The sequence below is a fragment of the Lysinibacillus sphaericus genome (genome assembly GCF_006864135.1).
In the GTDB taxonomy this organism is placed as follows: domain Bacteria; phylum Bacillota; class Bacilli; order Bacillales_A; family Planococcaceae; genus Lysinibacillus.
Window position 1 is genome coordinate 267,586 of the sequence record NZ_SADV01000004.1, and the last position, 23,529, is coordinate 291,114.

A 23,529-nucleotide genomic window follows, 5' to 3' on the forward strand; every position below is an offset into this window, starting at 1 on the left:
AGGTTTATTTATGAAAACATTTAAAATAATTAAGCAAAATAATTCTTGTTGTACTACTAATAACATTAAGGAACAAGAGGCTTTTAATGATTTAAATATGACTTTACCTACTGTAATAATTGGTGCTGGTCCAATCGGGTTAGCTGCAGCTGCTCATTTAGTGGAAAAAAATCAATCCTTTATTTTACTAGAGGCTGGGAATGAAATAGCTCATAACATTCGCACTTGGGGCCATGTTACACTATTTTCTCCATGGCGATATAACATCAATAAAGCTGCTAAAGCCTTACTTGAGGAAACTGATTGGCAAGAACCTAACTTAGAAACATTACCGACTGGACATGAATTAATTGATCTTTATTTAAAACCTTTAGCAGAGTTAGCACAAATAAAGCCTTTCATTCATTTAAACTCAAAGGTAGTGGGCGTTTCACGTTTATTGAATGATAAGATGAAATCAAAAAATCGAGTTAATCAGTCCTTTAAGATATATATTGAAACGGAAGAAGACACAAATGTCATTGAGGCGAAAGCTGTTATTGATGCAACAGGTACGTGGGGGAATCCGAATCCAGCAAACTCTACAGGTGTTTGGCTACAAACTGAAAAAGCTTTAGCAGATCGCATTGAATATGGTATACCAGATATACAAACGAATACTAAGAGATATGCAAACAAGAAGATCGCTGTTATTGGTGGCGGTCATTCAGCTATCAATACCTTACTATCTTTAGTTGCATTACAAAAAGAGAATCCTTCAACGAAACTTGTTTGGATTATGCGTAAAAAATCTGTTGAAGAAGTATATGGTGGGGAAGAAAAGGATGCATTGAAAGCACGTGGTTCTCTAAGTATACGTATTCATAAATTAGTAGATTCAGGTAAGATTAAAGTAGTTTCACCATTCTATATTTCAATGGTGAAAAGAGATGAAAAAATAAATATTGTTGGTACTTCAAATGGAAAAAAAAACGTATTAACAGGATTCGATGAGCTTATTGTAAATGCAGGAAGTAGACCAAATTTTACAATTAACAGCGAACTACGTCTGTCCATTGATACTACAACGGAGAGTGTGCAAGCATTAGCACCACTAATTGATCCTAATGAACATAGTTGTGGAACAGTTCGAGCGCATGGAGAAGAGATACTACGACAACCAGAAAAAGGTTTCTATATAGTAGGCGCAAAAAGTTATGGACGCGCACCCACATTTTTAATGGCAACAGGTTATGAACAAGTACGATCAATAGCTGCCTATTTAGCAGGCAATGAGGAAGCTTCGCAACGTGTGGAATTAGAGCTACCAGATACAGGCGTATGCAGTAGTAACCTTTCCAATCAATCAAATACATGTTGTTAATTATTCGACTGTTAGCAAAAGCTAGCAGTCCTTTTCTAAATAATAGGGCAAAAATGAATGGAAACATTGCTTATTCGAAAAATGGAATACAAGGATTTAAAAGAGGTATTAAACATCTATAAAGAAGGAATCGATACAGGGATGGCAACCTTTGAAACAATTGTGCCTAGTTAACAGTTATGGGATGAAAGACATCATGCATCTTTGCGTTTTGTAGCAGAAGAACATAATAGAGTGATTGGATGGATTACACTGTATATTCTGGAGTTGGAGAAGTAAGTGTTTATATATTAAAGGATAGTAAAGGGAAAGGAATTACCTCCAAGCTGTTTCGAAAACTAATTGAGGAGAGTGAAAAAGCAGGTTTTTGGATGCTCCAATCATCAATTTTTGCTATCAATTCATCAAGTATTATTTACTTTTTATCAAATCAAAAATAGGCATTATGCTGTTGAAGTAACCATGCATATTTTTGATTAACAATCTTTATATTTAATTGAGTTTAATTTATTCAATTTATCTATACATACCACTTAACATAACAGGGGCCATTTTTAAATTTTGAGCCTTTGTTCATTTTGGCTAGACATTTCCTCAAAACTTCGACCAATATCGGTTCCTAACATGCTTATAAATGGCCTTAATAGTGTTTTTGGTAGGGTTTAGTTTGCTTCGAAATAAAATGAAACTAGAGATTATTATTTTGTACAGGTTATAGTTTGTTTATTTATTCTTTATGTAAATGTGGGATAGCGCAGTACAATAACTACTTGGGGCGATGCATGCAAAGACTATCCCGAAACTAATGTATGTAATGGGGTTTAAAAACATTACAACTGTAAATATGGATGAAAAGGATGGAAAAAGAACCATATTTTTAAGAAGAAATGAATAATCTAAAGAATTGGAGAAAAGAGGGAATGCTATAGATATATTATTCATTCTCTAATATATCTAGTTTATGCCATCTTATAAAAAATAAATAAATACAAAAGGGTCACTTGGGCCAGAGCAATCCAAAGCCTAAAAGTTATGAGCAGAGCTAAACTAATTTGCTTAACACTACTATAATTATGTTGCTATAGCATGATTTGTATAGTGGATGGCCTTATAAATCGAATAAAAATAAAAAACAATAACTCGAGGTTGTTTGCAGTTTTAAGGTAGTGTAAGTGGAATTTTTCAGAACAATATGAGAAAAAAGGGTCACTGGGTTGTAAGTGACCCTAAATGAGGGAGGATGTGACGGTCAACCAACGCCACAACCTAATAAGTGCGTGCGATACACTCAATACTAATGTGAGCAAGGTAAGATTAATTATACATAAAAAAGCCACAGCGTATGAGACCCAAGCTTGGAATTGGTAGTTCTTAGGAAAATTATCATCACATGTATGTTAAAGGGATAGCGTGTGCAATAGTTTGGAGCGATGCAATAAGTTGCCATCCCAAAATAAATATTGTAATTTTAATCGGGAACATTACAACGCAATAAAAATGGTCATTTTTCAAATCGGTAGTGACCAATTATAGCCCATTAATAATTTAATGTTTTGAGATGAAAAAAGTTGCGAAGATGAAATTTATTGATGACACTAATATTTTATGCTCCAACAGAAAAAAATTGGTTTTTACATTTATAAATGCAATATAAAACTGTGGCGCTCGCCAACGCCACAGTCTATATTAGTGTATGCGGTACACTCAATATTAATTTGTGCAAATTGTTACCTATATATAAGTAATAGCATCCGTTGCTGATCCTCATACGCTAAAGTTCAGAATTGCTTACCCTTTACGGTTTAGTAAAAGCAAAACGCTCACTTGGGATAAAAGTGAACCTTAGTACCAAGGTGAGTACCTGATCTTTTTGTGTTCATAATAATAAGATGAAGCTACTTAATTGCTTCATCGCTAAGATTCTTCTCAGAAACTTCTTTAGTATAAGCATTTACAGTTTTTTCTTTAGCTTCTTTTTGCTCACTAGCTGGAGCTTCTTCTGATGCCGCTTCATCCTCATTACATGCAGTTAGTATTAATGTAGACAATACCCCTATATAAAATTTTTTCTTCATTGCATAACCTCCTTTAGTATTATCATTCTGGTGAATGTATTTTTAATATACAGATAAATGTAGTTAGTTATCTGTTTTGCTATATCAATACTCGGGTATTGTAAGTAGAGGATAACTAAAGAATTCAGTACCGTATTATTGCTTGTTGGAATGGTAGGAGTAAAAAAATGTTCAGTATAGTATTAGCTCTATTTCCTATACTAAACCTGTATTAAAATATATTTAATTAAGGAAGGAGGCTTTTATTAGTGAGATTTCTAACATGGGGAGTAATAGGTGCTGTTATTTTAGGTGTAGCTAGAGGAATGCAAAATGGCACTTTTCAACAGTTCACAAAAAACATTTCAAATAAGTTAAATCTACAGAATGCTCAACAAATGATGCAGCCAATACAACAGATGACACAACCATTGCAACAAATGTCTCAGCCTTTACAACAGATGAACCAATCTTCACAACAATCGAAACAACCTCAACAACAAACAAACCAATCTTCACAACAAATGAACCAATCATTACAAAATGCAGCCGTTAACACATCAACTGGTAATTCACCAAAATAATAATGTCTACAAATGAACAATTGCTATGAGATGAAATGAAAGGGTTTTGTAGGAAGAGTAATTTTATCGCATAAGTATTATTGATATCCATCTACAATATGATTAATGTAGATGGAGAGTGATTACTTATGAAGAAGTTATCTATAATATATTGCGAAGCAAACGGTAAGGGGCATGTGATTAATAAATTTGAAAATACAATACCTGTATTACCTAATGTAGGAGATAAAGTAGGGTTAGGAAATGCATTTTACAAAGTAGAAAGACGGGACTTTGTATACGTAGAAGAATATAATACTGTAGAAGTATATATTTACTTGAATTAATGCATAAAGTCACGTCCAACAAGGCGTGGCTTTTTATGCATTTAATACTTATTTAAAAACTTTACCACCTTTAAACGATTTCAAATCAAACGTTATACAATTAGAAAAATTGAAAGGGTTGGGAAATATTCATAAGCCTTTTTGAATGCTTTAATAAAAGAAAAGTTAAGACAAGAGACTACTAAAAGTGCCAATGCAGAAAGTTTTTTTTCTAAATGCACCGGAGAAAAATCTTAATTTTCCCATTCACATTTCATCAGTAATTGCTCTCCATTTAATCATGCTGATAAATAAGTTGAACAGAGATTATATAAAACACGAATATTATATTTAAAAGTTATCTTTCACAAATGTTTGTAGAATAAACTTTATTTATTATCAAAGGACAGTAAAAGCAATAATTAATGGAAAAATTCGACAAAACAATCTAATATAAACAAGGGAAACCCCCAAGTTGTACAAATTAACGTTATTTCTAAATGTTAATTTGTATTTAACTTGGGGTTTTTCGTGTGATTTTAAGGAAAGAGGGATTTATTATGAATAACACGATTACTGAAAAAAGCACGTTGGAAGAAGCATATCTAGATCAAGAACTAGATAGTGTATGGTCACAAAATTCGAAGAACGTATATCGAAGAAATATTAAAAAGATTTCGGAACATATGAAAGGCCTTGGATTAGAACCTACAATCGAAAATGTAACAAGTCGATACTTCAAAAAATGGTTAAAAGATCATTATGGAAACTACCAACCAAGTACACTTAACCAACAAAAAAGTACAATGATTTCTCTATTTAGACATTTAAATAATGAGGGAATTGTAAATAATAATCCGTTTTTGAACGTAACCATTGAAGATTATTCAGGTGATACTCATTTATCAAAAGACTTAGATATTATGGAGCTGTACCAAGTATACAAAGCTGCGCATGAATTACAAGCAGTTGGAGTTAATATTCTCGCGCCAATGCTGTTAGATTTTTATACTGGATTACGTTCCACGAATTTAATTAAATTAAAGGTTAAGTCACTTGAAAGGGAAGAATGTTCTATTAATATTATTCTTGATAAAGAAGATAACGAGGATAAAGAGGATAGAGAAACACCAATTATTAATTCAAAAAATAGGGAAGACGTACTTCCAATACCACCAAAAGCAATGGCTATACTTTGTGAATATGCTAAAGGTAAGTCACCAGAAGATCCATTTCTTTATGGGTTAAAAGGAAAGGCCTTTGCCAACAAACAAATGAATTACATTGTGAAAAAAATTTGTGAACATCTAGGATGGATTGTAGAAATGCCGGTCTCCGATGGAAGTGACAAGAAAAAGAAAATTAAGACCAATAAGTATTTCACACCACATGGATTACGTTATTCAATAGCGGGCATATTTCACGATATGGGAGTCGAAGATAATTCTATTCGCATGCTACTTTTACATTCTAAGAAACAGTCTTTAGATGCTTTAAGTCGCTATATTTTTAGATTTTCTAGAGAATATAAACAGCTACGTGCAGCCCAGATTTTATTGGAAACAGTTTTAGAGACTGCATTAGAAATGGAAGATAGATTTGGTGTACCAATGGATTTGGAATCTATCTATGAACAACTACCAAATGCATATGAAAACTATTAAAAAATTCATCTTATATTATAGTATTTAAAGATCAGCTAATTCATTTTACTTTTTCGAAAATGGAACACGCAATGTTATCGAATCCAAGTACTTACTCTACTAATTATTTTACTAGTTCAATCGAAGGTAATATTGAAACATCACCATTTCAGTTCGCTGGAGTAAACCCTAATTCTTATCATCAACAAGGCGGTTTCCAATCAGAAGGATTTATAATGCCGTCAACAAATTTGAGTTATCCTTATCAACCGCAGTTAACAACTAATCATTATCAGTCTATCTATCCAAATCATTTGAATGGTTACGATATTTCTAATAAAAAATAACTACCCAATTACGGGTAGTTGCTTCCTTTTAAAGAAAAAGAAATCAAAATATTCAAAAAGAATCAGAGTTGATGTAATACTTTCATGGCCGAGTAGTTCTTGAAGTGTTCGTAAATCAAAATTTTCTTTATTTTGCTGTAACATCAATGTTGCAAAAGTATGCCGTAAGTGATGTAGCGTGAAGCGGGTAGGTGGGAGGCATGCCTTTTTCAATACATCTTTAAACCCCGTGGATCTAATGCTTTACGATTTTTATTTAGGAAAACAGGTTCTGACAGATAAATTTGATGATCTTAAAGAAGCTTTATAAGATGCCAGAAGCGGAATTAAGTGTGGATGAAGGGGCAATATCCGTTCTTTTTTCCCTTTTCCCTCTATTCGAATTGTGTCATTTACCAAATCCACTTGTTCCCAGGTCAATGAAACGAGCTCAGAACGTCTCAGACCTGTTGTTGCTAGCAATTTAAACATTATCTCATCCCGCATCGAAAAACGTGATTGGGAGCGCTCTAAAAAGGCAAATAGCTGTTTTAGATCTGTTAATGTCATATAGACAGGGAGTTTATCATCGGTCTTTGGTGATTCAATCACGTGCGTAAAATCATAAGCAAGGTAGTGTTCTTTATGACAATATTTGGTGAATGATTTTAAAGAAGAAATTTTTCGGTTCACCGAACGAGGTTTTTGTTTTAATGATCCTAATAAATACTGGATAAAGCGGCGTACTTGGGTCTTGGTGATCTCATTTAAACAGGTTGAACAGCCATGATCCGTTAAAAAGCTTAAGAAGAGTTGTAAATCGTATTCATAGCTAGTGACAGTATTAACCGAGTAATTTTTTTCAATCTCAATATACAAAACAAATTCATCAATGGCAGCATGTAGTTGCAAATATAAACCTCCAGATATCGTATTAAACAATAATTATTATCCGTACAAAATTATCCCATTATCGTAAAAAAGGAGAGTTATCGTTCACATGAAAATTATAAGGAACTTCAGAACTACAAGTCGAAAAGTACAGATATTATGGGTAGTTGACGTATCTAAGCCCTCCTCCATGCAAAATAATTTTAGTTTACATAATATAAATTATAGGAAGTTACGTATCAATGAAAAGTATACTAATAACACTGAGACGGAACGGCTATGTACATGGACATCAAAGTCTAAACTTTACTTCATTATCAAAAAAGTTTAAACTTTAGTGTCTTCTTTTTTATTCCTCATAGGATTCACTCAAATGTTTCTACTATAAAAAAATAAAAAGAATCCATAAAAAACATGATTGATTAAATGGATTCTTCTTATTTTTTTATTTTATATCGAAATTTTCTTGGACGTTTCTCACTTAATTACAATAATAATTAGATGTTTTTTCATACTTATTTTACCATTTTATTTCAGATTAGTTTTGGATAACAAACATTTATATGTAGAAATACTGTTTTTATTACTAAATTTCCACTTCCTAAATTCTTTTCATCCTGAAATTTAAAACTATTTTCCATGATTTTTTAACTTAACTATTGTATTGTATCTTTAAAATAATAATTTGCTAGTCACTGTAAATTCCAAGCTTGCGAATTAAAACAGTAAAAGAGTTTGTTGTTGCACTTCATCAGTTTTATTACAACTATCTTCTGCATGATATGGATTCACATAGAAAATACAATCCTCTGGTTCGATGATTCATCCATGATTAAATTTCCGTTATCGACTTGTTTCTTTAAAGACAATAAGACATCCATATAAATATAAGATCTCTTCATTACACCTATAGAAAATCTTTTATCAAAACCAAAATCATCAGCCATAATATGACTAATCGCCACCGCGCTATGCTGACCATTCAATACAAGCGAATATGCTATATCATTAAATGTCGCACCATAGCTAAGTTGTGCTTTTACTGTGTCAATTAGTTTGGCATCCTTCTCCCTTTTTTCTTGCAACAATCTTTCAATGCGTTCATTTTCCTGTTGTTGTCTTTTATACTCAGCTTCGCGTTGAGCCTTTCTCTCAGCTTCCAACATATCATCAATCTTCTTCTTTTCTTTAAGTAATTCTTCAATTTGTCTTCTTGTTTCCTGACGCTTTTCAAGTTCAACTTCACGCTGAATTTTTCGTTGCTCTTCCTCTAATGCTTCTATTTGTTTTTCAAAATGTTTATTTAACCTATTTATTTGTCTATCTAAAAACGGAACATTCATTTCGATATGTTTTATAATGCTTTCAGAAACTACTGTTTTATCAGGGAGTCTTTCATAGTATTCATAGTAGTACTCGTTATTCTCAGTTTTCCATAAGAGTTCATCTAATTCATTAATAACTCCATCTATTTCATTCACTTCAATATTTAAAAATGCACTCAAATGATCCTTTCCATATTGAATCTTTTTATGAGTTATCTGATGTTCAATTGTAAACATGTATCGTAACCGTCGACCACAAGCACATCGTCCTCCTAGATTACCTGGACTTATTTTACCTTTTAAACTCAGACAAATTAGAATTATCTATGTTAATCCTATATCAATTATACTTTTAGGCTAATTTATCAAATTAATCTTGTCTAATTTAGTGACTATCAAATTTGTCTAACTTAATTAATTATAATTATTGTAGATTTGATTTCTTTTCAATAAAAAGTGTCTAACTTCTATTATAATATTTTCATCGCTATATTATTTAAAAATGTAAATCTTTTCGAATAATATTTAAAAACTTATTTTAGTTATACCTCCTACTGTTTAATCTAGTGCTCCTAAAAAATACATCTACTTATATAAAGGAACATATGTATCGTAGTTTACTCGAACCTCGTTTAAATACCCCATTGCAAATAGTAATTTTAATATGAGCAAAATGCTTCCTGTAAAAAAGAATATATTTGCTATTGAATATCTGTTCAATTTTTTATCCCCCAACCAATAATTACGTTTTATTAGGAATTAGTAAACAATATCATCTTTTACCTTCATTTAAATATATTCATTCTATTTATTAAACAAATTATGGAAATGTCTCACGGAAAAATAACCTTATGGATAGGCTATCTTTATTTTTTAAAAATAAAGAACTGAGAGCCGTTCAAAGGCTTTTTTTGTGAAGAATTATGTTAGTAAACGTGCAAAAATGGGTATTTAAAAGATTGAGTGGTTTGACAAAAGTAACAACCTGTGGTTAAAATCAAGTTGTTACTTTTGGTAGTAGAGTAAAAAATTTTTAATAAAGGGTTTCTTAGGAAGTCGCTAAAACTCTAAGTTTTCAAACTAGGGGGATGAAAAAAGATGAAATTGAAATCTGTAGGACTCACTTTAGGGTTAGCTATTTCGTTACTTTTAACAGGCTGTGGAGATGGAGATAGCAAAAAAGACAATGGCAATTCAATAGGAACTACGCCAAGCATAGGGGAGCAAGTGGACTATAAGATTATAGGAATTGAACCAGGAGCTGGGTTGACTGGTCTGGCGGAAAATACTATAGAGAAATATGAAAACTTAAAAGGCTGGGAGCTTGAACAAAGTTCTACACCTGGAATGTTAGGTTCATTAGAGCAGGCTATTCGAAATGAAGATCCAATTATTATTACCGGATGGACACCACATTGGATGTTTTCATCTTATGATTTGAAATTTTTAGAAGATCCTCAAGGGACATTAGGTGGATCGGAAAATATCAATACACTTGCGCGTAAGGGCTTGGAAAAAGACTTACCGGATGCGTATACAATTTTGGATAGATTTTATTGGGAACCAGAAGATATGGAAGCTGTAATGTTTGAAGCACAAACGAGTTCATTTGAAGATGCAGCAGACAAATGGATAGAAGAAAACCAAGACAAAGTAAATGAGTGGACAAAAGATACGAAAAAAGTAAGCGGAAAAGAAATTGAATTAGCTTCAACACCTTGGGATTCAGAAAGAGCTTCGAGTAGTGTATTACAGGCTGTATTTGAAGAACTCGGATACACTGTCACAATCACACCTGTAGATCCTGCAATTATGTTTCAAGCTATCGCTACAGGCGTAGCTGATGCAACAGTAGCTGCTTGGTTACCAACAACACATAGCTCTTTTTATGAAAAATATAAGGATGACTTAATTAATTTAGGTGAGAACTTAAAAGGTACAAAAAATGGATTTGTAGTTCCTGCATATATGGACATTGACTCAATTGAGGATTTACAGCCTAAGAAGTAATAAAAAGTTAACTACTGAATAATTTTGACCTTCAAACAGCCTTTCACATATTTAGCCCTAAAAATGCCTCGATGTTTATCTCATCGAGGCATTTTCACTTTTAAAGATACTTTAACATATGTTTATTTTTAATAGAATCTTTTGTTACATCTATTATTTGGACTGATCAACGAGTCTTTTAAATTTTTATCAGCTGCCCAAAGATTTGTAATGACTTCCATTCCTTCACTAGCTAACATCGGATCCTTTTCTTCATATTCAGCTATATGAGGATTTTCAAAACTCATATCAACACATGCAGACAATAAAATAATATCTTTTGATTGCGGCAAATGGTTCATTTTTAAAAGATGAGCCAGCCCAAGTGCTATATTGCCGCCTGTCGAATCTCCCATGATGGTCAATTGCTTGGTACTTTCAACAGTTTCAAGTATTTCTTTATAAAGGTTTAGGATTTTTGGATAAGTATCTTTATGTTAAAATGAGGTACTTTAGGGTAAATAGGAGTAATTATTTTCGCATTTAAAGATTGCGCTATTTTATCCAAGAACCACCAGTGAAAATTTAAAGGTTGATTCGTCCAAGCACCACCATGTAGTATATAGAATAACTTTTTGCTTCAGGGACTCTTGGTCATTTAATGTGAAAACCTGCATGCCCTCGAATGATTGCTCCTTAACATCATTTAAAAATTGAACATCGTCCCCAATAACATATGGTTTTATATTTTCAGTTCCTATTTGCTGAACAAACTGTTAACTATTTACCTAGATTGCCCCTTCCTTTACAATCATCGTTTACATTTGCATTATGTGGATTTCCATTCATATTGGATATCAGCTAAATTTTCTTCATTTTCGTGTCCTCTACCTATGATTGCAAATCCTTGTTTTTCATAAAATCGTTGTGCATTTACATTTACTTCAAAAGTGTGTAATGTTAATCTCCCGCTTGATTGTGCTTTTACTTTATCTAGTAATGTATGACCTATACCGATTCCTTGATAATCTATATGAATATATAGTTGGTTTATTTCCCTTTCATTATAGGCAATCATTCCAACTACTTTTTCATCAATTAACGCTAAATCTATTTGAAACTGTTCAGATAATATATGGTTTAAAAAATAAACGTGACTTTCAAAGCTGTGAATTTCTTTCTGACCAATAGCCTGTTCTTTACTATCTCGCCACATATCCACTGTTTGTTCAGCGTATTTAGGATTATACTGAGTAATAATCATTTTGTGATGGTTCACTACAATACCCCCTCAAGTTTTGTTTACTGCTTTCTATATTATTTTCCTGATGTAAATTCGATGAATAGTACCTGTTGCAGGTATTTTAGCATTGATAAAACTTTTTGCTAGTTTCTTTTATAAACAGCTCCGTTAGCTATCAATGAAGCGCAAAGGAAGTTGAAAAGCAAAAAACAGCCTTCTTTTATTTGTAGTTGATTTATCTCTTAATGTTCCTGTATGTAACTTACTGACTTCCCTCTTTAGCTCAATTCACCGGAATTAGAACACGTGTTCCCAACCCCGTGAAATTAGCATTTTTCTTGAAAAATTTTAAAAAAGATAGCGAGCTTTGCATTCACGCTAAGATCAATTTTCGTGTTGAAAGTATAGTGGACAATCACCCCAATCATCCATAGACTTCTATGAGATTTGTGTGCCAGGTTTGTGCTTTGCCTTCAGTTTCCTTCTGATTCCGCGATACCACAGACCCATTGCTATCGGCTAACCATTCCTTCTATCTTCCCGCTTCTGAATCTTCCACCCTAGAGTTCCTACATATGCCGATCTTACAATGAAAAAGAGACGCATTTCTTCGCCTCTAACGATCTTCCCAAAAGCTACTATCCTTTTTTATAAACGTAGCCTTCGATTTGTTGTTTCAATGATGCCTTAACACCTTTTCTTTCGCTACAGGATGATCTTTTTATTTAAAGGCTGTTGGTGTAAAACATAAAGTTAGGTTTCCGGATGAAGAAGGAAAATTTCCTAAAGAAGAGTAACAAAAAACAGAGTTAATCCTAGGAAGTAGGAAACTAACTCTGTTTTTATACTATAAATTTTGAAGTTCATTCACCGTGATAAACGTATAACCCTCCTTTGAAAGTTCCTGTAGTATACCTTCAATTGTTTGGAGCGCTTTGTCCGTTTTATCATACATTGGATGGAGCAAGATAATCGAACCAGGTTCAATATTCTCTGTCACATATTTTACTTTGTCAGAAACCGTTGTGTAAAAAGTATCTGGCTCAAGGTTCCAAGTTATAGTTTCTCTTTTATGTTTATTTAAGTAATAAGGCAACCCTATCAACTTTTTCCCATTAGGTGGCCGAACATCAATTTCACCTTTGTATCCTGTATTTTCAATCAATTGATCGGTCTTTTCTATTTCATCTTTGTAGTAAGCGGGTGTTTTGAAAATCATCCGATTATGCGAATAGGTATGATTCCCAATTTGATGTCCTTCTTCTGCAATTTTTCTTGCTTCCTCTGGAAATTTTTCAATTTCTGTACCTATGAGAAAAAAGGTAGCTTTAGCATTGTACTCTTCTAATAGCGACAATATTTGATTTGTGTTATCTGCCGGACCATCATCAAAAGTTAAAGCAACCACTTTTTGATTCGTTTCTACTTGTTTGGTTAAGCCCTCAAATAACTGATACGTCCTAGAATTTATTAATTTATAAGTGCCTAGTAGGAGAAGGAAAACGAACAGAATCCCTATCCCAATCAATACCAACTTCTTTTTCACAGCAATCCTCTTTCCATACAGGCGTTTTAAATACAGTTTACCATTTTATAAGCGTTAGTCCTTCCAAATCGAAAGCAACAGCCAAAAATAGTCTGTATTCTTGTCCTCGTCAAAATCCAACTTAGAAAGTCCACCTGAATACTGTTCTTCTTCCTATTCTAGGTCTTTTTTACTTAGCTTTGTTAGGCTACCGATTTTAAATACCAGCATTGTTAAGCGCTGTGGATCGTATTTGCCGGATAGGAATAAAACACGTAGATAAAAAAAGAAGCGTAGCTATCAAAAAAGCCCAAGCTATCAATGTTGCTAAAATTGATTTCTTGTGCTTTTTAAGGTTTTAACTTGTTATATCCGCCTCTTTGTTTATGTAGCTAACAAGAGCCTTATTGTATTATACGTGTGCCTGCTTTTCCTTCTAATGCAGCAACCGCTTGATCCAACGAACAAATAATTGCTTCTTTACCTAATTTCGCAAATTCGATAGCTGCTTGCATCTTTGGTAACATACTACCTGGTGGAAATTGTCCTTCTGCAACGTATTGTTCAGCTTCTTTTATTGTAATTTGGCGTAATTTTTGTTCATTTTCTTTACCAAAATTTATATATACATTTGGAACATCTGTTAGCATCATGAAAACTTCCGCATTTACCTGTTGTGCAAGCTTTAATCCTGAACGGTCTTTATCAATTACCGCTTCAATACCCTGTAATTGTCCATTATCTTCACGATATACAGGTATACCACCACCTCCAGATGAAATAACAATCGTATCATCGATTAAACGTTTTATTTCGTCTATACCATGAATCACTTGTGGTTCTGGTGAAGGTACAACTCGTCTGTATCCACGCCCCGCATCTTCTAACATCGTATAGCCTTGTTCTTCTAAACGTTTCGCTTCTTCTTCCGAGAAAAATACACCAATTGGTTTAGTTGGATTTTTAAATGCTTGATCCTCTTTATCGACTTCAACCATTGTTAACATTGTAACCACATTTGCATTCATGTCTCGTTTTTTAATATGGTTTTTTAAAGCTGTTTCCATCATATAACCAATGAAACCTTGTGATTCTGCGTTACAAACATGGATTGGTAGTGGTTCGACTACATGTTTAGCAGCTTCGTTTTGGGCAATGATATTTCCCACTTGCGGGCCATTGCCGTGTGTAATGACAATTTTATGCCCCGCTTCCTTCATTTCTATCATATGACGAGTTGCAGACACTACATTTTTGAATTGATTATCATAAGTTGCTTTTTGTTGAGGCTGTAAAATTGCATTACCGCCCAATGCAATAACTACACTCTTTCCCATTTCTTTCACTCCTTAATTAACGACATGTAAATGCCATATAACGTATCCATCCCAGATGAAGAGCCAACTTCTATAAGACTTTTCATGCTTTCTAAGGATGGATCATACTGTAATGCTGTAATCTTCGAACTAAATACACCATCTAAAGCACATGTTAAAAAGCGCTTACTGACAATGGTCGTTAAAGGTTCATTGATTAAAGCTTTTAAAGTTTCAAGATGTTTATGTTCGATAAAATTATTTAGAAAATGCCCGTACAATATGCCGACCAGTATATCGTCACCAGTTGGTGTTAAACCTTGTCCACGTCCAATAAAATAACGAAATATCTTCTCCAGATTTTGGGTTGGATCATGTAATCTATCGATCAAAGCCAACACACGTGCTCGTTCAAAATCTGTTGATTCATAGGATGTAAATGAAATGTATTCGAAATTTTCTTTTAGTCTATTGATATTTGCATGATCAAAATCCATATATAACGGCAGTATTTTTACATTAAACACCAGTTCAAAACAATTATGAAAGAGTCGATTAGTGTGAAATGTTAATGTATCGCCTACTCTTATATAGGACTTTATCGTTTGTTTAGTTTGACGATCAAGCAAGATACCGAACGGAAATGTCCCATTTTCATCGGTACCAGCAAATATCAATTCACCATTTCGATCAACCATATTCAGACCTTTTTCAAAAATACTGTGCACGGTAAAGGTGTTTCCTTCATTCAATAATTCAAGTGCGATTGGACCAACCGCACTTGCTTGTAAAATCATCCTTTAAAACCTAGCTTTTCAGCATAGGCTGTGATGGCTTTCTCAAAACATTCGATTGGCGGGTGTACTGTACCGGCACCAATTTGTCCATAACCCGCAATTTTGTGGGCAATCCCTGTATTGATAACAGGTGTTATTCCTGTTTCAACAACTTTCCGTGCATCGATCCCTAAACACGCGCCTTTGAAGTCCCATGTTGGAATGACATAGTTCGGGTTTTCGCCGATACAAATTTCAGTCATTTGATTACTTATTTCAAGCGCATCATTAAATCCTCCTGTACCAACGAAGCGGGTAACTGCAGGTGCCGCAATCATCGCCATACCGCCAACACCGATTGTTTCTGTAATAGCTGAATCGCCAATATCTGTGTTGGCATCTTCTGCTGAATAACCAGTGAAGTATAATCCTTGCGGGGTATTAACAGGACCAGTAAACCATTCGTCTCCCATACCAGCAATACGGATACCAAAGTTTTCACCGTTACGGCACATTGCGGTAACAACTGTACCGTGTTCGATAGTACGTGCTGCATCCATCATTGCTTTACCAGTCGCCATAGCAATATTTAAGAAAAATTGGTCTGTGTCAGCTAAAAATTGGATTACTTCTGTACGTTGTTCTTTTTCAACGTCTTCTAATGATGCAATGACTGGAGATAGTTCTTTTAAAAATGCAAGTGAAGCTGCAATATTACGCTGGTGGAACTCATCACCCATTGCAATAGCTTTAGCAATCAATACGTTGACATTCAAGCCTTCATCAAATGTTTTTAATGCTTTACTTAATACAGGACCTAACACATCTTTCATCCAGTGTAAACGATTGATGACTTGCTCATTGTAGGCGCCAAAGCGTAAAACTGCTCCAATGCCTTCGTTCATTTGACAGTACGCTTCATTACCACTTTCTTTGTTTACAACAACGAGAACTGGCATGTTAGGTGAAGTGATACCACCCATTGGTCCAACAGCATTCACATGGTGACATGGAATGAATGTGATCTTTTCGCTTTCAAGTAATTCACGTGCATTCTTTTCGTCTTCTACCCATCCTTCAAAAAGGATTGCTCCAACACAGGAACCTTGCATAGGATCTGTCATATTTTCATATTTAATGGGAGGCCCAGCGTGTAATAACACATAATCTTCTAATTCAGGAATCACAGATTTCGCAGGTACAACATCCGTTAAGAATGGTGCTGCTGCTATGATCTTCTGAATAACGGCTTCGTTCGCTTCATTTATTGTTTTGTAACTCATTAGATTGTACCTCCTTCATAATAATTTAAGAATTGAAGTACTTTCATTAACTTCTCATCGCCACCAGCAATCGGACGCCAGTTGAATTGAACACACTCTGTACCACTTTTTTGAACAGCCTCAGAAAAACTTTTCAGCCCAATATTGATGACACTTGGTTTCATATTGATTAATGACATGATTTTCTCATCTACTGCTAAGCTTTCTTCTGTATATTCAAATTTTCGTACAGCAACAGTTGGTTGCTCCACTTTACCACCTACAAGTTTGATAGCTGTGCGAACCATTTGATCGTTTGTTTGACAAATAATTGCTCCACTCTCTTGTAAGATGTCAATTTGTTTGTCAAAGCCTTGGATGTCTTGTGCTGTACCTACAACAGTTACAAGCACTGCAAGTTGACGTCCCCCTTGACGTGCATTGTCCAAAATGTGTTTGATGGTTGGTGCTAATGCACTGGCCATATCTTCATGACCACCGTTTCCGATAACATTATCAATCATAATGACAGCTGTCTCATATTCGTTCATAGACTTTTTAAGCATTTCGATACGATTTTCCGGATCAATCATCGGATGTGGTTTACCCTTTGTATAAACATCATCACCTAAGTCAATGATTTCGTGATGTTTTGTTTTTAAAATATAACCATCTTTCTTTTCTTCCATTAGTGTATCTTTGAAAGCGTCTCTCACTAGCATAGCTGCTTCAGATGCTAACGTACCGCCTGAGTAATAACCTTTAATACCAACTTGTGAGTCTTTTAATTGCACGTTTACATTCTCAACTGTAGTCGGTTTGAAATTTGGTTTGTCCCCATTTGATAATTGGACAGATACAACCGCTGCCTCTTCAAGTGTATACGCATGATAGATGTTCGCTTCTTGATAGGAAGGTTTGTCACCTAAAAATAAGGTTACAACTGGTTTGTCAATATTTCTTAATACGTTTAATACTTTGCGTTGTACTTCCTCTGCAGGTGGTTTGGAGATTACAGTAATTACTTTTACTTTAGGATCTTGGTTTAACGCTTTGATAGTATCTAACATTGTGATCGCACCAACTTCCGTCGATAAATCACGTCCACCTGTACCAATAGCGTTCGTTACACCTTTACCATAGCGATCAATGATTGTTGTCACTTCTTGAATACCTGTGCCTGATGCCCCAACAATGCCAATATCGCCTTCGTTGACAATATTCGTAAATGCCAGTGGAACCCCGTGTATAAGTGCCGTACCACAGTCTGGTCCCATTACTAATAAGCCTTTTTCATGCGCTTTTTGTTTTAATCTCACTTCGTCTTCTTTCGCAACATTGTCACTGAACATAAATACGTGTAAGCCTTCGTTCAATGCGTTTTCCGCTTCCATCGCTGCATATTGACCAGGAATTGAAATTAACGCTAAGTTCGGATTGTTTGCAAGCTCCAATGCACGTTTCCAGTTATGTGCTTCTTGATCTTTAGACGCGTCTTGAGAATCAGACTCACCTTTTAATGCAATCTGTACCTCTTCTTTCACTTCGTCTACTTTTTCTTCCTGATCTGTCTCTACAACGATGACGATATCATTTGGCTTAGCTTTTTCTAATTCATTCGTGCCTAAGCCAGAAGATTTGAAAATATCTTTATTCGCTGGTGTTCCCATCATGATTGATACTTTGTTTACACCGTCAATTGCAGATAGCTTGTTTGATAAAAGCATTAACACGATAGAGTCCTTATAAGTGTTTTCTTTTATTATCGTATATAACATGATGTTCCTCCATTTTATTATTCTGCAAATCTATTTTTTCCGTGATAACGATCGAAATGAACATCGTCTGACACAAGATAGTTATAAATATCGTCTACGATTTCAATACCATCCTTATCATATTCCTCACTTCTTAATAAACCGCGTTCACCTGGGTAATAAATCTCTCCATAGCCCTCTGTCGCTGGTTGTGCCTTTAATTCATCGAGCATCGTTGAAATTTGTCGTTTGAAAGCATCTAAATCTGTGAAATAGGCCGGGTTAATCACGATATGAAGTTGACCTAAATCGCGTCCTTTTGTTAAGTCTTGATACATAGAAGAAACATGTACACCATGTGGAACCCCAAGAAGACTACCAGATAAAATATCCACCATCATCATCAAGCCATAACCTTTTGGACCTGAAATCGGTAGGAGTGCATGAACATCTCTTGCATTCGTAGTCGGTGCACCAGTCGCATCTACCGCCCATGTATCTGGAATAGATTCATTTTTACTTCTAGCAGCTAAAATTTTGCCCCATGCTTGGACAGTTGTCGCCATATCAAATGTGATGATGCGGTCATCAGCAGATGGTGCACTAAATGCGATTGGGTTTGTACCAAAATAAGGTTCAGTTCCTCCGAATGGCACGGCCATTGGATCTGATTGACACATACTTAAAGCAACCATATCTTGTTCTGCTGCCATTTCAACAAAGTAACCTAATGCACCACTATGCGAGATGTGCTTCATACCAACCACGGCAACACCCGATTTTTTTGCCATTTCAATCGCTTTTTCCATCGCTTGTTTCGCTATTTGGTGACCTGGACCGTTATCCCCATCAAAAACGGCAGATGCTGGTCCGGTTTGTTCGAAAGTATAGTTTGGATTTGCAGTAATACCTCCTTTTGCAATTCGTTCAGAATAGTATTCAACACGGACAGCTCCATGGGAGTGAATGCCTCTATGATCTGCGTATGTTAATACATCTGAAACATCATGTGCCGCTCCTTCATTTAATCCCGCTTTCATAAACTTTTGTTTCATTAAATTAAATAGTTCTTCCTTCGATACACGCATGTTTGTCAGCTCCTTTTCTTGCATAAATAAAATATTTTGTCAGATTGTAAATCATCTATAATTTATTGATACTCTCTGTTTATAGGTCAATGTCTCTGTTCGCATCTTTTGAATAAATATACGAGAATGGTTCATCTAAACCAACTGCATAGGTAGCTTGTGGCACATATGCACCCATAAAGATATAGTCTCCTTTATCAACTGGCATCCATTCGTTGTCTAAGTTATACATCCCGCGCCCACTTAATACGTAAGCACCGTGTTCTTGGACATGTGTTTCAATGTAACCGTGAGAAGCACCTGGTTTGAATGAAAGAATATGAATGTTCATGTCATAGCCGATTTCTTTTGGTAATAAGTCTTGGATTAATACTTCTTTCATCCCTTCATAGGCTTCTTGTTTAATACTGTTTACATTACCTGAAACAACTTCTGGTGTATGCCCTTTTAATGGGTGCCCTTTCAGTGGCTGATAACGTTTTTTATATAGGAATAAGCGGCTATCTTCACCGTTATTATTATTTTCAAACGTCAATTGTAAGTGTGGGGGAACATATAAGTACCCACCTTCCGTTAGTTCGTATTTTTTACCATCCGCATAAGCGTTGATATTGCCATACACAACGTATACAAAAGATTGAATACCATCACCAGCAAAACCAGTTGTGTTTCCGCCTTGGTTTTTTACTGTTATTAAGTAATCTACAAATCTTGCACCTAAACGTGGGGATCCTAAGATTGTTACGTCACAATCTTTAAAGCCAGGTACAACATTGTTGACTAAGCCGTCTGGTGTAATTAACGCGTAATTATCTTTTTTAATCACGGAACGCGTTTCTAATAAACCTTCTCTATATCCTTGATTTAGATTTATGTAACCCATAATTTCTAACTCCTTCACAATATTTATTCTTTATACGCTAGTTCATACAGTACGTCTATCAATATTTCAATCCCCTTAACGAGGTCAGTTATCTTCGTTTCTTCATTTATATTGTGGCTAATCCCATCTATAGAAGGTACAAACAACATGGCTGTTGGAACATATTGTGCAAATATTTGTGCGTCATGTCCTGCACCAGATGGCATCACTTTATATTGATCACCTACATTATCTTTGGTTGCTTGTTCAATAATTTGAACAATTTTTTCATTCATCAATGTTGGTGTCTCATCCATCCACAAATGAATGTCATAAGTCATGTTATTTGCGGTAGCGACTGCTTTGATTTTGTCTTCGATTTCTGTCGCAAAATCATTTAATAGTTGTTGATCAATATGACGACAGTCTACCGAGAACGAAATTTCGCCAGGAACTACATTAACTGTGTTTGGAATAGGTACGACATGGCCGAACGTTAACACAAGTGGCTCTCCAATTTCTCTTGCACGTTTCGTTAAATCTGTGACAATTTCACTATAGGCAACAACTGTATCGCGACGTAATGACATTGGCGTTGTGCCAGCATGGTTCGCTTCGCCTTTTAAGTTGATTGTGTAACGTTTCTGGCCGACGATTCCATTAACCACACCGATTGTTTTGTTTTCTGTCTCTAACACTTTTCCTTGTTCAATATGCAATTCAACAAATGCTTTGATGTCATTACGAACGTCAGTAGTTTTTCGGTAATCAAAGCCTGATTCGCGCATCGCATCTTCAAACTTAATACCATCAGCATCTTCAATTGTGTCGACATCCGATTTTTCAGCTAAGTTAAAGAAGTTTTTGCTACCCCAAAATGTGTAAGGGAATCGACTACCTTCTTCTTCTGCAAGCGCTAATACTTCTAATGATCGGAGTGGTTGACCATATTTTTCTTTCAAATATTTAACAGCCACAAGTGCAGATAAAATACCGAATTGACCATCAAGATGACCACCTTCAACAACTGTATCGATATGTGAACCCGTTAAAATCGTTTCTTCCGGATATTTACTTCCAACAAGTCGACCAGATAAGTTACCGATATCGTCGAAACTTGCTTCAAAGCCTTCTTCTTTAAATGTTTTTTCTAGCTCACGAACGGCAGTATTCCATTCTTGAGAATATAGCAGACGTGTAATCCCACCTTGTTGTAAACCACCAAAACTGGTGAATTTCTTATCTAACAATTTAAAAGTCGCTTGAATATCCATTACTCTTTCACTCCTTCCTCTTAATTCACTTTTATTATAGGTCCTTCCTCACAACCATTCATTGACATAATGTACAATAATGGATGGTCTTTTTATGCATTATCAACAAATTATATTTTGATAAGGAGCAAGTGACAGTTGTACAAAATATTAAGAAGGCTGGCGAGCTGATTAAACTTGCTTGTATCATATCCTGACAACAAAACAAAACCGCATAGTAAATCAATGAGAAAACTTCGATTTACCATGCGATTATTCATTTTCAAATCATGATAGGATAAAAGATAAGCAAAGTGTCATGATACATACGAGAAGAAGCAACCCTAAGCTATATCGTAATGTATATTGAAAGATTTTTGATTCATTTCCGGTCTGATTAACGGCTGCTGCTGCAATAGCAATAGACTGTGGTGAAATCAATTTTGCCACGCTTCCTCCAGCTGTATTGGCTGCCATCAGTAATCCTGGCGAAATCCCGATTTGCGTTCCAGTTACTACTTGCAAGCTTCCAAATAGAGCGTTATTATTAACAACCGATCCAGTGAGAAAGACACCAATCCAACCTAATACTGGGCTCACGAATGGAAAGAAGTCACCCGTTTTTGCAAGTGCAAGTCCTAAAGATGTACTAAGTCCAGAAAAATCAGATAAATTGGCGAAAGCCATGACAAGAACGATCGTCAAAATCGGTAACCATAGTTCTTTAATGGTGCTCCCTAGTAAATTAACGGTTTGTTTTACGTTTAATGCAGGAAATAACACACTCGTTAAAATGATTGCTAATAAAATCGCTGTTCCTGTCGCTGAAACAAAGTTAAGATGTAAGATGGCTGGCATAGAATTTGCTTCTGTTACGATTGGTGGTGTACGAATGATTTCATTATGTAATCCCGGAGTTTTCAAAGCGATAGTTGTAAAATCCAGTGCACCACCATCTACAAATAAATTTTTAAATGCAGGGAAGCTCCAAACAGTTATGACACTAGTGAGTACATAAAATGGTGACCACGCTACCAAAATCTCTTTCATAGTATATTTTTTTAAAGTACCTGTTACTTCTACCCCAGGTTCATGGTAAATTGTTTTAGGTTGCCATTTTCTTAAGAATGCAGCTAACAGCAACATACTAACTAAAGATGGAATAATGTTTGCAAGCTCAGGTCCTATAACAGCAATCGTTAGTAGTTGAAGCACTGAAAACACACTACTGACAAGAAAAATAGCTGGGAATATTTCTTTTATTCCTTTAAGGCCATTTAACATAAAGATAAGGAGGAATGGAACTAGAAATGAAATCAACGGTAAAATCAATGCCGTCATTCTTGAAAGTTCTAATGTTTCCATACCTCCAACTTCAGCACCTGTAATAACCGGAATGCCAACCGTACCGAATGCACCAGTAGAGGCATTGGCGATGAGGCAAAGTCCAGCTGCTTTTATTGGATGAAAACCAAGAGTCACAAGTAATGCTGCACAAATAGCGATTGGAACACCTAAGCCAGCCGCTCCTTCCAAAAAGGCATTAAAGCAAAAGCCAATTAGCAATAATTGAAGTCGTTGATCCTCGGTAATATTCGCTATACTTCCACGTACAATTTCGAATTTACCGGTTTGTACAGAAATCTTATACAACCATACAGCCATAATGACGATATAACCAATTGGCCATAGTGCTTTGCCTGTTCCTAGAAGAATTGCCCCGAAGGCTTTAGTGATCGGCATGTCGAAGACTCCGACTGCTATGATGATCGTAACACCTAAAGTTAAGGCAGCAGCATAAACTCCTTTTAATTTAAAAATTGTTAAGCATAGTAGAAATAGAAGAATCGGAAGAAAGGCTATGATGCCACTCACTATTTCGTTTCCAAGTGGATTGTATTGTTGATACCACATCGTTGTCACTTCTTTCTAAAGTAGTTAATATCAAAATTAATGTAGATATCCCT

Annotated in this window: 18 protein-coding genes and 2 pseudogenes; 6 read left to right on the plus strand and 14 right to left on the minus strand. The window is 35.0% G+C overall.

Features of this window, described 5'->3' with window-relative positions; all coding sequences use genetic code 11:
- Positions 1 to 10: 10 nt before the first annotated feature.
- Together C7Y47_RS07330 and C7Y47_RS25530 are read left to right on the plus strand one after the other, a co-directional pair.
- Entirely contained in the window at positions 11 to 1,363 is a 1,353-nt protein-coding gene (locus tag C7Y47_RS07330; protein WP_142508170.1) for an NAD(P)-binding domain-containing protein, read from the plus strand.
- 242 nt (positions 1,364 to 1,605) lie between these two features.
- On the plus strand, positions 1,606 to 1,803 hold the full coding sequence (locus C7Y47_RS25530; protein WP_255505063.1) for a GNAT family N-acetyltransferase: 198 nt from the start codon (positions 1,606 to 1,608) through the stop codon (positions 1,801 to 1,803).
- A gap of 1,455 nt (positions 1,804 to 3,258) precedes the next feature.
- On the opposite strand, the gene C7Y47_RS07345 is transcribed toward C7Y47_RS25530, so the two are convergent.
- Positions 3,259 to 3,438 carry a hypothetical protein gene (locus C7Y47_RS07345; RefSeq protein ID WP_142508171.1) on the minus strand — a complete coding sequence of 60 codons (180 nt, stop codon included), beginning with the start codon at positions 3,436 to 3,438 and terminating at the stop codon, positions 3,259 to 3,261.
- A gap of 248 nt (positions 3,439 to 3,686) precedes the next feature.
- Between C7Y47_RS07345 and C7Y47_RS24870 the strand changes: the two genes are divergently transcribed.
- The 3 genes from C7Y47_RS24870 (at position 3,687) to C7Y47_RS07360 (ending at position 5,970) form a co-directional block, all read left to right on the plus strand.
- Positions 3,687 to 4,001, plus strand: coding sequence for a hypothetical protein (locus C7Y47_RS24870; RefSeq protein ID WP_185903427.1), 315 nt, complete (start codon positions 3,687 to 3,689; stop codon positions 3,999 to 4,001).
- Positions 4,002 to 4,129: 128 nt separating this feature from the next.
- On the plus strand, positions 4,130 to 4,327 hold the full coding sequence (locus tag C7Y47_RS07355; RefSeq protein ID WP_142508172.1) for a hypothetical protein: 198 nt from the start codon (positions 4,130 to 4,132) through the stop codon (positions 4,325 to 4,327).
- 539 nt (positions 4,328 to 4,866) lie between these two features.
- The gene (locus C7Y47_RS07360) at positions 4,867 to 5,970 is read left to right on the plus strand and encodes a tyrosine-type recombinase/integrase (protein WP_142508173.1); all 1,104 of its coding nucleotides are present in this window, start codon (positions 4,867 to 4,869) and stop codon (positions 5,968 to 5,970) included.
- Between the two features lie 326 nt (positions 5,971 to 6,296).
- Here C7Y47_RS07360 and C7Y47_RS07365 read toward each other — a convergent pair.
- Together C7Y47_RS07365 and C7Y47_RS07370 are read right to left on the minus strand one after the other, a co-directional pair.
- Positions 6,297 to 7,217 (minus strand): annotated as a pseudogene (locus tag C7Y47_RS07365) (tyrosine-type recombinase/integrase).
- 737 nt (positions 7,218 to 7,954) lie between these two features.
- Positions 7,955 to 8,728 carry a hypothetical protein gene (locus C7Y47_RS07370; RefSeq protein WP_255505064.1) on the minus strand — a complete coding sequence of 258 codons (774 nt, stop codon included), beginning with the start codon at positions 8,726 to 8,728 and terminating at the stop codon, positions 7,955 to 7,957.
- A gap of 861 nt (positions 8,729 to 9,589) precedes the next feature.
- Between C7Y47_RS07370 and C7Y47_RS07375 the strand changes: the two genes are divergently transcribed.
- Positions 9,590 to 10,501: a glycine betaine ABC transporter substrate-binding protein gene (locus tag C7Y47_RS07375; RefSeq protein WP_142508174.1), complete on the plus strand. Its 912-nt coding sequence runs from the start codon at positions 9,590 to 9,592 to the stop codon at positions 10,499 to 10,501.
- 158 nt (positions 10,502 to 10,659) lie between these two features.
- On the opposite strand, the pseudogene C7Y47_RS07380 reads toward C7Y47_RS07375, so the two are convergent.
- The 11 genes and pseudogenes from C7Y47_RS07380 to C7Y47_RS07430 form a co-directional block, all read right to left on the minus strand.
- Positions 10,660 to 11,256: pseudogene (locus C7Y47_RS07380) on the minus strand (alpha/beta hydrolase fold domain-containing protein); the annotation flags it as partial.
- A gap of 53 nt (positions 11,257 to 11,309) precedes the next feature.
- Complete coding sequence (locus tag C7Y47_RS07385) at positions 11,310 to 11,759, minus strand: GNAT family N-acetyltransferase (RefSeq protein WP_142508175.1); 450 nt, start codon at positions 11,757 to 11,759, stop codon at positions 11,310 to 11,312.
- Positions 11,760 to 12,570: 811 nt separating this feature from the next.
- Complete coding sequence (locus tag C7Y47_RS07390; RefSeq protein WP_142508176.1) at positions 12,571 to 13,269, minus strand: polysaccharide deacetylase family protein; 699 nt, start codon at positions 13,267 to 13,269, stop codon at positions 12,571 to 12,573.
- Positions 13,270 to 13,652: 383 nt separating this feature from the next.
- Positions 13,653 to 14,585 (minus strand): carbamate kinase, encoded by a 933-nt coding sequence (arcC, locus tag C7Y47_RS07395; RefSeq protein WP_142508177.1) that lies wholly within the window; start codon positions 14,583 to 14,585, stop codon positions 13,653 to 13,655.
- Positions 14,586 to 14,590: 5 nt separating this feature from the next.
- Entirely contained in the window at positions 14,591 to 15,361 is a 771-nt protein-coding gene (locus C7Y47_RS07400; RefSeq protein WP_142508178.1) for a DUF2877 domain-containing protein, read from the minus strand.
- Entirely contained in the window at positions 15,358 to 16,623 is a 1,266-nt protein-coding gene (locus C7Y47_RS07405; RefSeq protein ID WP_142508179.1) for a DUF1116 domain-containing protein, read from the minus strand. The genes C7Y47_RS07400 and C7Y47_RS07405 overlap by 4 nt, the downstream gene beginning before the upstream one ends.
- On the minus strand, positions 16,623 to 18,380 hold the full coding sequence (locus C7Y47_RS07410) for an acyl-CoA synthetase FdrA (RefSeq protein ID WP_142508180.1): 1,758 nt from the start codon (positions 18,378 to 18,380) through the stop codon (positions 16,623 to 16,625). The genes C7Y47_RS07405 and C7Y47_RS07410 overlap by 1 nt, the downstream gene beginning before the upstream one ends.
- 17 nt (positions 18,381 to 18,397) lie before the next feature.
- On the minus strand, positions 18,398 to 19,447 hold the full coding sequence (allD, locus tag C7Y47_RS07415; RefSeq protein ID WP_142508181.1) for an ureidoglycolate dehydrogenase: 1,050 nt from the start codon (positions 19,445 to 19,447) through the stop codon (positions 18,398 to 18,400).
- A 79-nt stretch (positions 19,448 to 19,526) separates the two neighbouring features.
- Positions 19,527 to 20,330 (minus strand): (S)-ureidoglycine aminohydrolase, encoded by an 804-nt coding sequence (gene allE, locus C7Y47_RS07420; protein WP_142508182.1) that lies wholly within the window; start codon positions 20,328 to 20,330, stop codon positions 19,527 to 19,529.
- Between the two features lie 23 nt (positions 20,331 to 20,353).
- A complete protein-coding gene (allC, locus tag C7Y47_RS07425) occupies positions 20,354 to 21,583 on the minus strand; it encodes an allantoate deiminase (RefSeq protein WP_142508183.1) in 1,230 nt (409 codons plus the stop codon).
- Positions 21,584 to 21,850: 267 nt separating this feature from the next.
- Entirely contained in the window at positions 21,851 to 23,476 is a 1,626-nt protein-coding gene (locus tag C7Y47_RS07430; RefSeq protein WP_142508184.1) for a lactate permease LctP family transporter, read from the minus strand.
- Positions 23,477 to 23,529 lie beyond the last annotated feature (53 nt).

What these genes read in the sequence shown, in the direction of transcription:
- C7Y47_RS07330 (WP_142508170.1), top strand. Translation starts at nt 11, where the DNA reads ATGAAAACATTTAAAATAATTAAGCAAAATAATTCTTGTTGTACTACT.
- C7Y47_RS25530 (WP_255505063.1), top strand. Translation starts at nt 1,606, where the DNA reads ATGGATTACACTGTATATTCTGGAGTTGGAGAAGTAAGTGTTTATATA.
- C7Y47_RS07345 (WP_142508171.1), bottom strand. Translation starts at nt 3,438, where the DNA reads ATGAAGAAAAAATTTTATATAGGGGTATTGTCTACATTAATACTAACT.
- C7Y47_RS07355 (WP_142508172.1), top strand. Translation starts at nt 4,130, where the DNA reads ATGAAGAAGTTATCTATAATATATTGCGAAGCAAACGGTAAGGGGCAT.
- C7Y47_RS07360 (WP_142508173.1), top strand. Translation starts at nt 4,867, where the DNA reads ATGAATAACACGATTACTGAAAAAAGCACGTTGGAAGAAGCATATCTA.
- C7Y47_RS07370 (WP_255505064.1), bottom strand. Translation starts at nt 8,728, where the DNA reads ATGTTTACAATTGAACATCAGATAACTCATAAAAAGATTCAATATGGA.
- C7Y47_RS07375 (WP_142508174.1), top strand. Translation starts at nt 9,590, where the DNA reads ATGAAATTGAAATCTGTAGGACTCACTTTAGGGTTAGCTATTTCGTTA.
- arcC (WP_142508177.1), bottom strand. Translation starts at nt 14,585, where the DNA reads ATGGGAAAGAGTGTAGTTATTGCATTGGGCGGTAATGCAATTTTACAG.
- C7Y47_RS07400 (WP_142508178.1), bottom strand. Translation starts at nt 15,361, where the DNA reads ATGATTTTACAAGCAAGTGCGGTTGGTCCAATCGCACTTGAATTATTG.
- C7Y47_RS07405 (WP_142508179.1), bottom strand. Translation starts at nt 16,623, where the DNA reads ATGAGTTACAAAACAATAAATGAAGCGAACGAAGCCGTTATTCAGAAG.
- C7Y47_RS07410 (WP_142508180.1), bottom strand. Translation starts at nt 18,380, where the DNA reads ATGTTATATACGATAATAAAAGAAAACACTTATAAGGACTCTATCGTG.
- allD (WP_142508181.1), bottom strand. Translation starts at nt 19,447, where the DNA reads ATGCGTGTATCGAAGGAAGAACTATTTAATTTAATGAAACAAAAGTTT.
- allE (WP_142508182.1), bottom strand. Translation starts at nt 20,330, where the DNA reads ATGGGTTACATAAATCTAAATCAAGGATATAGAGAAGGTTTATTAGAA.
- allC (WP_142508183.1), bottom strand. Translation starts at nt 21,583, where the DNA reads ATGGATATTCAAGCGACTTTTAAATTGTTAGATAAGAAATTCACCAGT.
- C7Y47_RS07430 (WP_142508184.1), bottom strand. Translation starts at nt 23,476, where the DNA reads ATGTGGTATCAACAATACAATCCACTTGGAAACGAAATAGTGAGTGGC.